Genomic DNA, 12,381 nt, shown 5'->3' with positions numbered 1-12,381 from the left:
GGTCATCGCCTCGTCGGTGGTCGGCCCGGAGACGTCCCGGCCGACGACGCCGGCCTCGCCGGTGTGGTCGGCCCGCCCGTCCCGGTCGCGGTCGGCGCGGCCCGTCGTCCCCGCGGCCATCCCGGCCGACCCGGCGGCGCCGGCGGCCATCCCGGCCCGCCCGGTGGTCTCGGTCGTCGTCGTGGGGTCGACGACGTCACGGTCGCGGCCGCTGCCGGCCGTCCCCGTCGTCGTCGAGGGGTCCATGACCGCCTGCTGGTCGCGGTCGACCCGGCCCACGGTGGTGTCGGTCTGCGTCCCCTGACCGCCCTGCATGCCGTAGTAGCGGTAGAGCTCCTGCTCCTCCTGCGGCGACAGGTGCCCGTCGGTGTCGACCTTCGGGGCGTCCTTGACCTGGCTCTTGCTCACCGGTACGCGGAGGCCGTCGTCGGTGAGGTCGGCGTCCCGGATCGGGACGAAGGACTCCTTGGTGCCGAACAGGCCGGTACGCACCGTGACCCACTCCGGCTGACCGCTCTCGTCGTCGAGGTAGACCTCGGAGGCCGAGCCGATCTTGTCACCGCTCTGGTCGTAGACGTCCTTGCCGATCACGCGGCTGATGGCTTCGGTGCCGATCATGGTGGCTTTGCTCCCATCTGAGCAGGGGGTGTTCCCGGTCACAGAGGGGGTGTCCGCCGAACGGATCACGAAACGGCCACAATCGTCCCGACACGCCCGGTCGGACGGGACATCGGCGTGTCGAACGGCTCCGGGGACGGATCCGTGCCGCATCTCCGCTGCTCAGAGCGCAGGTCACGGGGGTGTTGCCGGGGCCTGGGCGAGGGGGGCGAACTGTGACCAACCGTCACCGTCGACCGCCCGGGCGTGTCGCGGATGGTCCGGCACCGGCGCGTCGCCTCCGCCGTCCGGCCCCTGGCTGCCCATCCTGGAGGGCGTGCCTCCCCGCTCGCCGTACGACAACCTGGTGCACCCGCGCACCGTCAAGAAGCCCAGTCCCCAGGTCGAGGCCGAGCGCGACCTGGTCGTCGAGGACCCGAGCTCCGGGTTCGTGGGCGCCGTGGTGCGCTGCGAGAAGGACGTCGTCCACCTCGAGGACCGCAACGGCCGCGTGCGCGCCTACCCGCTCGGCCCCGGTTTCTGGGTCGACGGCCGACCGGTCGTCCTCGTGCGGCCGAGGCCGCAGGTACCGGTGACCCCGACCCGCAGCGCGTCGGGCTCGACCTACGTCGCCGGCGCCCGGGCCCGGGTCGCCCGCGAGGGCCGCATCTACGTCGAGGGCAAGCACGACGCCGAGCTCGTCGAGAAGGTCTGGGGCCACGACCTGCGCATCGAGGGCGTCGTCGTGGAGCCGCTGCACGGTGTCGACGACCTGCCCGGCATCGTGCGCGACTTCCGCCCGGCGTCCGGACGGCGGCTCGGCGTCCTGGTCGACCACCTGGTGACCGGCTCCAAGGAGTCCCGCATCGCCGGGCAGGTGACCGGCGAGCACGCGCTCGTCGTCGGCCACCCGTTCATCGACATCTGGCAGGCCGTCAAGCCGTCGGTCGTCGGCATCAAGGCCTGGCCGACGGTGCCCAGGGGCGAGTCCTGGAAGGACGGCGTCTGCCGCCGGCTGGGCTGGGAGGACGACACCGGCTACGTCTGGGCCCAGCGGATCCTCGCCCGGGTGCGCAGCTGGACCGACCTGGAGCCGGCGCTGATCGGCCGGGTCGAGGAACTCATCGACTTCGTCACGACGGACTGACCTCCCGGTCCCCGCGCCCGCGCGTTCCTCGTGACGCGCTCGACCGCGCACCGAGCGCACCCGGGGGTCCCTGCGATCGGGACCTGCGGCGGGAGCCCCCCCCCGCCGAGCGCCGACTGATGGCGATCATGGCGCCGGGACCACTCCGGCGGTTCCGGAGGTGGTTCCGGCGCCATGATCGCGCTGGGATCGGGAGGACGCTGGGACCGGGAGGATCAGCCCGGGACGTAGTTGAAGGTGTCCGGGTCGGGACCGGTGCGCTCGCCGCGGTCCAGGCCGCTCAGCGTGGCCAGGTCGTCGGTGCCGAGCTCGAAGTCGAACAGCTCGAAGTTCTCCTGCATGCGCTGGCGGGAGACCGACTTGGGGAAGACGACGTCCCCGCGCTGCACGTGCCACCGCAGCACGACCTGGGCCGGGGTGCGGTCCAGGCGCTCGGCGATGGCCACGATCGCCGGGTCGTCGAGCACCTTGCCCTGCGCGATCGGCGACCAGGCCTCGGTGACGATCTCGTGGTCGGCGTCGAAGGCCCGCAGCTCCTCCTGCGTGAGGTAGGGGTGCACCTCGATCTGGTTGACCGCCGGGCGCACCTCGGTCTCGCTGAACAGCCGGCGCAGGTGGTGGGTCTGGAAGTTGGAGACGCCGATCGCGCGGCAGCGACCGCTGGCGTAGATCTCCTCCATCGCCTTCCAGGTCTCGATGTAGTCGACGTCGATCCCCGGCAGCGGCCAGTGGATCAGGAAGAGGTCCAGGTGGTCGAAGCCGAGGTCGCCCAGCGTCTGGTCGAAGGCGCGCAGGGCGTCGTCCCGGCGGTGGAAGCCGTTGTTCAGCTTGCTGGTCACGAAGACCTCGCCGCGGTCGATGCCGGAGCGCGCGACGGCCTCGCCGACGCCCTTCTCGTTGCCGTACATCTCGGCGGTGTCGATGTGCCGGTAGCCGATCTCCAGGGCCGTGGCGACGGCGTCGGCGGTGTCCTCCGGCGGGACCTGGTAGACGCCGAACCCCAGCTGGGGGATCTCGACGCCGTTGTTGAGTCGGATGGTGGGCACGGTGGCCACGAGGGCTCCTCTCGCTGACGGATGGGGGGGCGCCACGCACACACCGGGGCGCGCGGCCTGCCTGACGACCGCCTACCCGAGAGCCCGGCGCTCAACCCGCCGTCAGGAGGAGTCGAGCGACTGGACCGGCGGGCCGGACGCGAACAGGTCCAGCGCGGCCGGGTCATCCGGACGCGCAGCGGGCGGTCGTCGTCGGCCGGTGGCCGCACGGGAGCTCACGCGGCGTCCCGGGCCAGATCCGGCGCAACCGGCGCCGCCCGGGAGCGCAGCAGCGGCGCGCCGGCCAGCGCGATCAGCGCCGCGAGCGCCGCGGCCCCGGCCGGGACGGCGAACGCGGACTCCGCGCCCCACGCGTCGACGGCCGCACCGGCGACCGCGGACCCGGCCGTGACGCCGAGGGTGAGCCCGGTGGTGGTCCACGACAGCGCCTCGGTCAGGGCGGTGCGTGGGACCCGCGACTCGACCAGCGAGGTGCCCGAGACCAGCACCGGCGCGATCGCCGTGCCGGCCAGGAAGCCCGCGGCCACCAGCACCGCCAGCGAGCCGACACCCCACAGCAGCTGCGCGGCCAGGCCGAAGGCGACGGCGGTGACCACGAAGCGCGCGGCCAGCGTCCCGGGCAGCCGGGCCACGCCGTAGAGCAGGCCGGCCACGAGGCTGCCGAACGCGTAGACCGCCAGCGCCAGGCCGGCGAGCGCAGGCGCGCCCTGCTCGTCGGCGAACCCGACCACGACGACGTCCATCGCCCCGAACACGGTGCCGACCGCCGCGTAGGTGACCGCCACCACCAGCACCGTCGCGTTGAGCGCTGCCCACCGGCGGGACGGCGCGCCGGGGTCGGCCGGCGAGACGGCCGGCTCGGTGGCGCGCTGCCGGGCCAGCCAGAAGCCGCCGACCGCGCCGAGCGTGATGCCGGTGAGGAACCCGACGGGCGGGGCGATGAGCGTGGCCAGCAGCGTCACCAGCGGCGGGCCGACGACGAAGACGACCTCGTCGACGACGGCCTCCAGCGCGAACGCGGTCTGCCGGCGGCCCGGCTCGGCCAGCGCCTCGGCCCACCGGGCGCGCACCAGCGAGCCGATGTTCGGCCCGCTCGCACCGCACAGCGCGGCCAGCACGAACCAGGTCCACAGCGGCGCCCCGGTGGTGACCGCCGCGACGAAGGCGACGCCGGAGAGCAGGTAGCCGGTCATCGCCCAGCGCAGGACGGCGCCCTGGCCGCGGCGGTCCATGGCGCGCGCCCACTGCGGGCTGGCGACCGAGAAGCTCAGCGCCAGCGTGCCCGACACCGCGCCGGCCAGGCCGTAGCTGCCGGTCTCACCGGCGACGAGCAGGACCGCGCCCAGGCCGAGCATGGGGATGGGCAGCCGGGCGACCCACCCGGCGAAGGAGAACGCCACCGAGCCGGGGACGGCGAACAGGCGGGCGTAGGGGCTGAACACGGTGCGGGGTGACACGGGACGTCTCGCGCTTCCTGGCCACGAGCGAGTGCGGGGCTGCCCGCCGGTCTCTCGGGTGGCGCCGCGACGGTAGCAACGGACCCGCACGGGGCGCCGCCGGATTCGGCGCGGCGCGCCTCCGCCGGTGTGCTTGACGGTTCATGCACCGTGTGTGAGCGACCGCACACGCGCCGCACCCCCGTCGAAGGAGCCCCGTGTCCGCGACCACCCGCCCGCGCCGCCTGCTGGCCCTCCTGCTCGGTCTCACCGTCCTGCTCGCCCCCGGTACCGCGGCCGCCAAGGGCGACGACCCCGCGTCCGCCGAGGACGGCGGCGGCTCGGCGGCCACCGCCGGCGACTTCGCCGTCACGGTCAACGGCCGGACGACCAACCCGGCGGCCGGCTCGGAGGCGCGGCTGCGCGACGTGACGCCGACCGGCCCGATCGCCGTCCGCGGCCGGCACGTCACCTTCACGATCGACCCGGCGACGCTCGGCGTGTACGGCTACACGCTGACCGGCGCGCCGGACCCGCAGCGGATGGTGACCGCTCCGACCGTCGTCTTCGCCGCCAAGGTGCCGCAGCTGACCGCCCCCCAGCTGCGCGGCGTGCGGATCGGCGAGCTGCGGCTGCGCGACGGCGTCCTCGTCGCGGAGTTCAGCACCGCCGCCGGGAAGCTCAAGGTGCAGGCCAAGGACGCCCCGCAGGGCGGCATCTTCCAGATGGAGCAGGAGTTCGGCGGCCCGGTCGAGTACGTGCACACCCTCGGCCCGACGCTCTTCTACTTCGTCAACGAGTACACCGGGAAGGTCAACTTCGGCGACGGCGTCCCCGGCGACGCCACCCACCAGATGCTGCTGGGCAAGGACAGCCCGCAGGTGGCGACCAAGCTGGAGCAGACCGCCACGACCACCCGCTGGTCGGTCGCCTCGGGCGGCCGGATGGGCGGCGTGCTCGGCGAGGACGCGATCGAGCTGTCGGCCGGCGCCACGAACTGCACCAGCGACTGCCAGGCGCGCAACCGGATCCGCGGCTCGGTGCCGGTCCCGCCGGAGCCGGTGTCGCCGACCCCGATCGGCTGAGGCCCGCGCGGGGACGGCCGGACCCCCGGCCGTCCCCGCGCCGCCCGTCCGGGGAGGGGCGCACCGTCCCTCCCCCGCACTACATTCGGGGTGTGACCTCGACCAGCCCGCTCCCGGACCCGGTGGTCCGCCGTCCGGACCCCGCCCCCGGCACCGGCGGGCTGGTGGACCGGCACGGTCGGGTCGCGACCGACCTGCGGGTGTCGCTGACCGACCGGTGCAACCTGCGCTGCACCTACTGCATGCCCCCCGAGGGCCTGGACTGGCTGCCCAAGGTCGAGGTGCTCACCGACGAGGAGATCGCCCGGCTGGTCCGCATCGGCGTCGAGCAGCTGGGCATCCGCGAGGTCCGCTTCACCGGCGGCGAGCCCCTGCTGCGCCCCGGCCTGGTCGGCATCGTGGCCGCCGCGACCGCGCTGGAGCCGCGCCCGGAGGTCAGCCTCACCACCAACGCGATCGGCCTGGCCCGGGTCGCCCCGGGGCTGGCCGCCGCCGGCCTGGACCGGATCAACTGCAGCCTCGACACCGTCGACCGCGACCGCTTCAAGCAGCTCACCCACCGCGACCGGCTCGACGACGTGCTCGCCGGCCTGGCCGCCGCCCAGCGCGCGGGGCTGACGCCGGTCAAGGTCAACGCCGTCCTGCTGCGCGGGATGAACGAGGAGGACGCCGTCCCGCTGCTGGACTTCTGCCTGGAGCACGGCTACCAGCTGCGCTTCATCGAGCAGATGCCGCTGGACGCCCACCACGCCTGGACCCGCGGCGAGATGGTCACCGCCGAGGACATCCTCGAGCGGCTGTCGGCGGCGCACACGCTCACCCCGGACACCGAGAAGCGCGGTTCCGCCCCGGCCGAGCGCTGGCTGGTCGACGGCGGCCCGGCGACCGTCGGGGTCATCGCCTCGGTGACCCGTGCGTTCTGCGGCAGCTGCGACCGCACCCGGCTGACCGCCGACGGGCAGATCCGCAACTGCCTGTTCGCCCGCGAGGAGTCCGACCTGCGGACGCCGATGCGCGACGGCGCCACCGATGCGGAACTGGCCGACCGCTGGCGGATCGCCACCCTCGGCAAGCTGCCCGGGCACGGCATCGACGACCCGAGCTTCCTGCAGCCCGCGCGGCCCATGTCGGCGATCGGGGGGTGACCGTGACATCGAGCGTCACCGTCCGGTACTTCGCCGGAGCCCGTGCTGCCGCCGGCGTGGAGAGCGAGACCCGGGACGCCGGCACGCTCGACGAGCTCGTCGGTCAGATCGTCGAGACGCACGGGGAGCGGCTGGAGAAGGTGCTCACCGCCTGCTCGTTCCTCGTCGACGGCACCCAGACGCGGGACCGGTCGCTGACGCTGGCGCCGGGAACGGTCGTCGACGTGCTGCCCCCCTTCGCCGGGGGCTGAGAGGCCCCCGTGCCCCCCACCACTCGCGAGCTCGCGGCCGGGCCCTGCACGGGGGCCGCCCGGTCGGCCCGTCGTCGGCAGAGAATGACCCCATGAGCATCTGGGAGAGGGCCAAGGCCAAGGTCGAGGAGTTGGTCGGCCGCGCCGAGGAGGTGTACGGCGAGTCCCACGGTGACGCCGCCGCGCAGCTGCACGGGGAGGCCCATCGCCTGGAGGCGGAGGCCGAGGAGGATGCCGTGCTCGGCGAGGACGACGTCCGGCGTCACCCGGACGACGGGGCGGCCCCGGTCCGCTGACTTGCGCACGGTGCCGTACCGGAATCGCGACGGATCGAGGACGATGGTGGGCGTGGCCACTCCACCCGTCCTCGACGTCGCCCCCTGGCGCGACTTCTCGGCTGCGGCCTGCGGGGCGCTCGAGGCGCTGCACCAGCGCCTGGGCTGGGACGTGTGGGTGGTGACCCGGGTCGTGGACGACCGGCAGGTCGTGGTGCACGCCCATCCCCCCGACGTGATCCGCCCGGGGACCTGGCTGCCGTGGGCGGACACCTTCTGCCGTGCCATGGTCGCCGGGGAGGCCCCGCGGGCGGCCACGGTCACCGCTGCCGTCCCGGCCTTCGCCAAGCGCAGAACCGGGCCGGCCTCGCGGATCGGCGCCTACATCGGCGTCCCGATCGTGAGCCCGGAGGGGGAACTGTTCGGCACGCTGTGCGCCTTCGGGTTCCGCGCCCGGCCCCGCGGCGCCGCACGCGACCTGCCCCTGGTCGAGGCGGTGGCACGCCTGCTGAGCACGCTCATCGCCGCCGGCATGACGCCGTCCGACCCGCCGGCCCTCCGGGACTGACCGGCCCGGCCCGGCGCGGGTCGCGGCATCTGCCGACCGGCGTGGAGCGGGTCCCACCGTCGTGGGACGGAAGGCCCTACCCGACGACAGGAGCGGCCGGGAGGCTGGCCCGTGACGGGGCAGCGCTGCGCTGTCCCGGGTGCCTGCGCGGAGCCGCGCGCCGCCATAGGCCCCAGCGGCCACCCGTCCGTCCGAGTCGTGGAGACGTCAACGATGACCCGTACCGTGCTGTCCGTCGTCCGGGTACAGGCCGACGGCCGTGTGCTCGCCGAGGCCGAGATCCGCCGCACCGAGGTGCCGGGGGTCGTGGCCTCCGCGATGCACGTCGAGTCCGGCCACCTGCCGCTGGGAACCGGCGCCCGCCTGGTCGACGCGGTGCTCGCCGACCCGGAGGTCGGCCGGGCGGAGCGGCTGGTCGCCACGATGCCGCTCGGCGACACCGAGATGCTCGACCGGGTGCGGCAGCGCAGCGGCGAGGTGGCCGCGCGGGCCACCGGCGCCACGAAGATCGTCGAGGCGCGGCTGCTGCCTCGGCCCCGCTAGGGGCAGGCGACCCACTCCTCCTCGCCGTCGGTGAAGACCTGCCGCTTCCAGATGGGCAGCCGCTCCTTGACGAGGTCGACGAGCTCGGCGCAGGCGGCGAACGCCTGGCCGCGGTGCGCGGAGCTGACCGCACAGGCCAGCGCGACGTCGCCGATGCCGAGCATGCCGACCCGGTGGGAGACGGCGACGGCGTGCACGTCGGGCCGCGCGGCGAACTCCTCGGCCAGCTCGACGATGACCTGCTCGGCGCTCGGGTGGCCCACGTACTCCAGCTCGGTCACCGACCGGCCGCCGTCGTGGTCGCGGACCACGCCGGCGAAGGAGACGACCGCGCCGGCTGCCTTGTCGGCGACGGCGTCCTCGTGCTCGGCGACGGACAGGGGGGCGTCGACGACCCGGGCGATCACGGCGCCGACGGTACCTCGCCGGGTGGCACGTCGAGGTCGGTCGGATCGGCCAGGCCGGTGCAGTCGACCTCGGTGACGTCGGCGCCGGCGAGGTACCGGCGGGCGCCCTCGTCGCCGGTCGCGGTCGCGGCCACGCCGGCCCAGTGCTCGCGGCCGAGCAGCACCGGGTGCCCGCGGACGCCGTCGTAGCTGGCGATCGCCAACGCGTCCGGGGCGGCGTGCGCGGCGAGGGCGCGCAGCGCCTCCGGCGTCATCCCCGGCATGTCCACCAGCGTGACCAGCACGGCGTCGACCCGACCGGGCCAGCCGCGCAGCCCGTCGAGGCCGGTGCGCAGCGAGGAGGCCATGCCGGTCTCCCAGTCGCGGTTGGCCAGCACGGTGGCGCCGTCGAGGTCCGCCGCCCGCCAGACGTCGACCGCCTGCGCCCCGAGGACGACGAGCACCGGGTCGCACACCGCCCGCGCCGTCCGCACCGCCCGCTCCACCAGCAGGCTGCCCTCGTACTCGACCAGCGCCTTCGGCATGCCGTAGCGGCGCCCGCCGCCCGCGGCGAGGACCAGCCCCGCGACCGTGCTCACGACCCCACCCTCTCAACCGGTGTCGCAGATGATCAGGTGACCTGATCGTGCGGCGTCCTGGCTCACCGTCGATGGTGAGCCAGGACGCACAACGCTGAGCTCAGCTGATCATCCGGCGGGCTCACGACCCCACCCTCTCAGCGCGCGTAGACGGCGACGTCGGAGGCCTTGACCGACGCCCACACCGGCGTGCCGGGGGCCAGCCCCAGCTCGGCGAAGGCGGCCGCCGTGACGTCGGCCAGCAGCGGCACCTCGCCGTCGAGCTCGCAGCGCACCGTCGACCCGTGCGGCGTGGCCGACACCAGCCGGGCCGGCCACACGTTGCGCGGGCTGCCCTCCGGCCGGGCCGGCCACAGCGCCACCGACTCGGGGCGGACGGCGACGAACACCGGCCCCGCCGCCTCCTCGGCCACCGCCACGCGGCCGCCGCCGTCCAGCCGCACCGTCGTCCCCTCACCGGTGCCCGGCAGCAGCGCCAGGCCGACCAGCCGGGCGACGTAGTCGGTGCGCGGGTGGCGGCTGACGTCGGCCGGCGTCCCGGCCTGCACGACGCGGCCCGCCTCCACGACGACCACCCGGTCGGCCAGCGCCATCGCGTCGACCGGGTCGTGGGTGACGAGCACCGTGCTGCCGGGGAACTCGCCGAGGTGGCGGCGCAGCTCGGCACGGACGGTGAGCCGGGTGCGGGCGTCCAGCGCCGAGAGCGGCTCGTCGAGCAGCAGCAGCGCCGGCTCGCCCACCAGCGCCCGGGCCAGCGCTGCCCGCTGCGCCTGCCCGCCGGAGAGCCGGCCGGGCCGCCGGTCGCCGAGCTCGGCGATGCCCACCCGGGCCAGCCAGTCGCGGGCCGCGGCGCGAGCAGCGGGCTTGCCGCGGCCGCGGGTGCGCAGCCCGAAGGCGACGTTGTCGGTGACCGACAGGTGCGGGAAGAGCAGGTGGTCCTGGAAGACCATGCCGAGGCGGCGCTCGTGGGCGGGCACCCGCACGCCGGCGGGGACGTCGTCCCACGTCTCCGCGCCGACGGCGACCCGGCCGTCGTCAGGCGGCAGCAGCCCGGCGAGCACGCGCAGCAGCGTGGACTTGCCCGCGCCGTTGGGCCCGAGGACGGCGAGCACCTCGCCGTCGGCCACCTCGAGGTCGAGCTCGACGGTCAGCGGTCCCCGGTCGACCCGAACGGACGCGGCGAGGCTCACCGCACCGCCCGGGTGAGCCAGCGGTCGCGCAGGAGGAGCAGCGTCGCGACGGAGACGGCGAGCAGCACGAGGGAGAGCACGATCGCCGCGTCCGGGTCCTGCTGGAGCGCCAGGTAGACCGCCAGCGGCATCGTCTGCGTCGTCCCGGGGAAGTTGCCGGCGAAGGTGATGGTGGCGCCGAACTCGCCGAGCGCCCGGGCCCAGCACAGCACCGCGCCGGCGGCGATGCCGGGCGCGACCAGCGGCAGGGTGACCCGGCGGAACGTCGTCCACCGGTCGGCGCCCAGGGTGGCGGCGGCGTCCTCGAAGCGGGCGTCGGCGGCGCGCAGCGCGCCCTCGACGCTGATGACGAGGAACGGCATGGCCACGAAGGTCTCGGCGATGACGACCGCGGTGGTGGTGAACGGGATCGTCACGTCGAGGGCCTGGTCCAGCCAGCGCCCGACGAGGCCCTGCCGGCCCAGCACCAGGAACAGCGCGACGCCGCCGACGACCGGGGGCAGCACCAACGGCACGGTGACCAGGGCGCGCAGCACCGACCGGCCGCGGGCGCGAGAGCGGGCGAGCACCCAGGCCAGCGGGACGCCGAGCACCAGGGACAGCGCGGTCGCGGCCGTGGCGGAGACCAGGCTCAGGCGCAGCGCCTGGCCGACCGCCGGGCTGGTCAGCTGCGGGCCCAGCTCAGCCCAGGGCGTGCGGAGGACGAGGCCGGCCAGCGGCAGGACCAGGAAGGCGACGGCGAGGACCGCCGGGACGAGCAGCGGCAGCGGGACGCCGGGCTCGCTCCTGCGCCTCATGGAGTGCGGAAGCCGGCGTCCGCCAGCGCCTGCTGCCCCTGGTCCGAGCGCACCAGCTCGACGAAGGCGGCGGCCGCCTGCGGGTTGGGGGCGTCGGCCAGCACCGCGATCGGGTAGTCGTTGACCGCCCGCTCGGCCTGCGGGACGTCGATGCCCTCGACGGCGTCCCCGGCCGCAGTGACGTCGGTCGTGTAGACCAGCGCGGCGTCGACCTCGCCGAGCTCGACCTTGGTCAGCGCGGCCCGCACGTCCTCCTCGAGCGTGTCGGGCGCTGCCTCGAGGCCGGCCGCGGCGAAGACGTCCTCGGCAGCCGCGCCGCACGGCACCTGCGGAGCGCAGACCGCGATCGTCAGCTCCTCCCGCGCGAGGTCGGCCAGCCCCGTGACGCCGGCCGGGTTGCCCGCCGGGACGGCGATCTGCAGCACGTTGGCGGCGAAGACCTGCGGCTCGCCGTCGGCCAGCCCGGCCTCGGTGACGACGGCCATCTGCGACTCGTTGGCGCTGGCGAAGACGTCGGCCGGGGCGCCCTGGGCGACCTGGGTGGCCAGCGCCGAGCTGCCGGCGAAGGTGAACCGCACGTCCAGGCCGGGGTGGTCGGCCTCGAGCTGCTCACCGAGTCCGGGGAAGACGTCGGTGAGCGAGGCGGCGGCGAAGACGGTCAGCGTGCCGCCCGGCTCGGCCGGGCCGTCGCTGGGCGCCGTCGCCGAACCGCCCGCCGACCCGCCGCAGCCGGCCAGCACGAGCACGAGCACGAGCGCCGTTCCGAGCAGGGCACGCCTGGACACCGGACCTCCCCACGGCGGACCGCTCTGGTCCGCGCCTGCGGGACGATAGCCCGCTGGCGCCCGCAGGTGCGACCACCCGACAGGTCGTCACTCCGCTGCTGCGGCCGGTCAGGGGACGTCGACGCTGACCTGGGTGGCCTTGACCGTGGCCACGGCCCGCACGCCGACGTCCAGCCCCAGCTCGTCGGCCGCCTCGCGCGACATCAGCGAGACCAGCCGGAACGGCCCGGCCTGGATCTCGACCTGCGCCATCACCGTGTCGCGGACGACGCGGGTGACGATGCCGGTCAGCCGGTTGCGGGCCGAGGAGCCGCGGGTGGCACCGGGCTCGGGGGCCACGTGCAGCTGGGTGGCCAGCCGGGCGAGGTCGGCGCCGTCGACGTGCGCGGGGCCGCCGCCGTCGCGGGAGGCCGGCAGCCGGCCGCCGTCGATCCAGCGGCGCACCGTGTCGTCGCTGACACCGAGCAGGGCCGCGGCCTCGGCGATCCGGTAGCTGGTCGTCACCGGGGCAGCGTAGGAGGG

General features: G+C 75.3%; 16 protein-coding genes. 7 read left to right on the top strand and 9 right to left on the bottom strand.

Going from position 1 to position 12,381, the window contains the following annotated elements; all coding sequences use genetic code 11:
- A partial coding sequence (locus tag BUB17_RS25715) for a PRC-barrel domain-containing protein (RefSeq protein ID WP_141243148.1) occupies positions 1 to 618 on the bottom strand: 618 nt, incomplete at its 3' end.
- 316 nt (positions 619 to 934) lie between these two features.
- On the opposite strand from BUB17_RS25715, the gene BUB17_RS22020 reads away from it, so the two are divergent.
- Positions 935 to 1,744, top strand: coding sequence for a DUF3097 domain-containing protein (locus BUB17_RS22020; RefSeq protein ID WP_072920805.1), 810 nt, complete (start codon positions 935 to 937; stop codon positions 1,742 to 1,744).
- A 215-nt stretch (positions 1,745 to 1,959) separates the two neighbouring features.
- On the opposite strand, the gene BUB17_RS22015 is transcribed toward BUB17_RS22020, so the two are convergent.
- Together BUB17_RS22015 and BUB17_RS22010 are read right to left on the bottom strand one after the other, a co-directional pair.
- Entirely contained in the window at positions 1,960 to 2,799 is an 840-nt protein-coding gene (locus tag BUB17_RS22015; RefSeq protein WP_072920804.1) for an aldo/keto reductase, read from the bottom strand.
- 215 nt (positions 2,800 to 3,014) lie between these two features.
- Positions 3,015 to 4,256: an MFS transporter gene (locus BUB17_RS22010; RefSeq protein ID WP_072920803.1), complete on the bottom strand. Its 1,242-nt coding sequence runs from the start codon at positions 4,254 to 4,256 to the stop codon at positions 3,015 to 3,017.
- Between the two features lie 197 nt (positions 4,257 to 4,453).
- On the opposite strand from BUB17_RS22010, the gene BUB17_RS22005 reads away from it, so the two are divergent.
- The 6 genes from BUB17_RS22005 to BUB17_RS21980 all read left to right on the top strand — a co-directional run bounded on the left by BUB17_RS22005 (position 4,454) and on the right by BUB17_RS21980 (position 8,102).
- Complete coding sequence (locus BUB17_RS22005; protein ID WP_072920802.1) at positions 4,454 to 5,320, top strand: hypothetical protein; 867 nt, start codon at positions 4,454 to 4,456, stop codon at positions 5,318 to 5,320.
- A 92-nt stretch (positions 5,321 to 5,412) separates the two neighbouring features.
- Positions 5,413 to 6,465 (top strand): GTP 3',8-cyclase MoaA, encoded by a 1,053-nt coding sequence (moaA, locus tag BUB17_RS22000; RefSeq protein WP_208983574.1) that lies wholly within the window; start codon positions 5,413 to 5,415, stop codon positions 6,463 to 6,465.
- A 2-nt stretch (positions 6,466 to 6,467) separates the two neighbouring features.
- Complete coding sequence (locus tag BUB17_RS21995; protein WP_072920812.1) at positions 6,468 to 6,716, top strand: MoaD/ThiS family protein; 249 nt, start codon at positions 6,468 to 6,470, stop codon at positions 6,714 to 6,716.
- 92 nt (positions 6,717 to 6,808) lie between these two features.
- Positions 6,809 to 7,012 (top strand): hypothetical protein, encoded by a 204-nt coding sequence (locus BUB17_RS21990; protein ID WP_072920801.1) that lies wholly within the window; start codon positions 6,809 to 6,811, stop codon positions 7,010 to 7,012.
- Between the two features lie 52 nt (positions 7,013 to 7,064).
- Positions 7,065 to 7,559, top strand: coding sequence for a GAF domain-containing protein (locus BUB17_RS21985; protein WP_432416400.1), 495 nt, complete (start codon positions 7,065 to 7,067; stop codon positions 7,557 to 7,559).
- A 213-nt stretch (positions 7,560 to 7,772) separates the two neighbouring features.
- A complete protein-coding gene (locus tag BUB17_RS21980) occupies positions 7,773 to 8,102 on the top strand; it encodes a hypothetical protein (protein ID WP_072920799.1) in 330 nt (109 codons plus the stop codon).
- Here the strand turns inward: BUB17_RS21980 and BUB17_RS21975 are convergent.
- The 6 genes from BUB17_RS21975 to BUB17_RS21950 all read right to left on the bottom strand — a co-directional run bounded on the left by BUB17_RS21975 (position 8,099) and on the right by BUB17_RS21950 (position 12,363).
- Positions 8,099 to 8,509, bottom strand: coding sequence for a molybdenum cofactor biosynthesis protein MoaE (locus tag BUB17_RS21975; protein ID WP_072920798.1), 411 nt, complete (start codon positions 8,507 to 8,509; stop codon positions 8,099 to 8,101). The genes BUB17_RS21980 and BUB17_RS21975 overlap by 4 nt on opposite strands.
- Positions 8,506 to 9,087: a nucleotidyltransferase family protein gene (locus tag BUB17_RS21970; RefSeq protein ID WP_072920797.1), complete on the bottom strand. Its 582-nt coding sequence runs from the start codon at positions 9,085 to 9,087 to the stop codon at positions 8,506 to 8,508. Before BUB17_RS21970 ends, BUB17_RS21975 begins: the two co-directional genes overlap by 4 nt.
- A gap of 137 nt (positions 9,088 to 9,224) precedes the next feature.
- Positions 9,225 to 10,277: an ABC transporter ATP-binding protein gene (locus BUB17_RS21965; protein WP_072920796.1), complete on the bottom strand. Its 1,053-nt coding sequence runs from the start codon at positions 10,275 to 10,277 to the stop codon at positions 9,225 to 9,227.
- Complete coding sequence (locus tag BUB17_RS21960; RefSeq protein ID WP_072920795.1) at positions 10,274 to 11,074, bottom strand: ABC transporter permease; 801 nt, start codon at positions 11,072 to 11,074, stop codon at positions 10,274 to 10,276. The genes BUB17_RS21965 and BUB17_RS21960 overlap by 4 nt, the downstream gene beginning before the upstream one ends.
- Entirely contained in the window at positions 11,071 to 11,859 is a 789-nt protein-coding gene (modA, locus tag BUB17_RS21955) for a molybdate ABC transporter substrate-binding protein (RefSeq protein ID WP_141243147.1), read from the bottom strand. The genes BUB17_RS21960 and modA overlap by 4 nt, the downstream gene beginning before the upstream one ends.
- Before the next feature lie 108 nt (positions 11,860 to 11,967).
- Positions 11,968 to 12,363, bottom strand: coding sequence for a TOBE domain-containing protein (locus tag BUB17_RS21950; RefSeq protein ID WP_072920794.1), 396 nt, complete (start codon positions 12,361 to 12,363; stop codon positions 11,968 to 11,970).
- Positions 12,364 to 12,381: the final 18 nt, after the last annotated feature.

The sequence above is a fragment of the Geodermatophilus obscurus genome, from assembly GCF_900143215.1.
GTDB classification, from domain to species: domain Bacteria; phylum Actinomycetota; class Actinomycetes; order Mycobacteriales; family Geodermatophilaceae; genus Geodermatophilus; species Geodermatophilus obscurus_A.
This window is presented reverse-complemented; position numbering and strand designations above follow the sequence as displayed.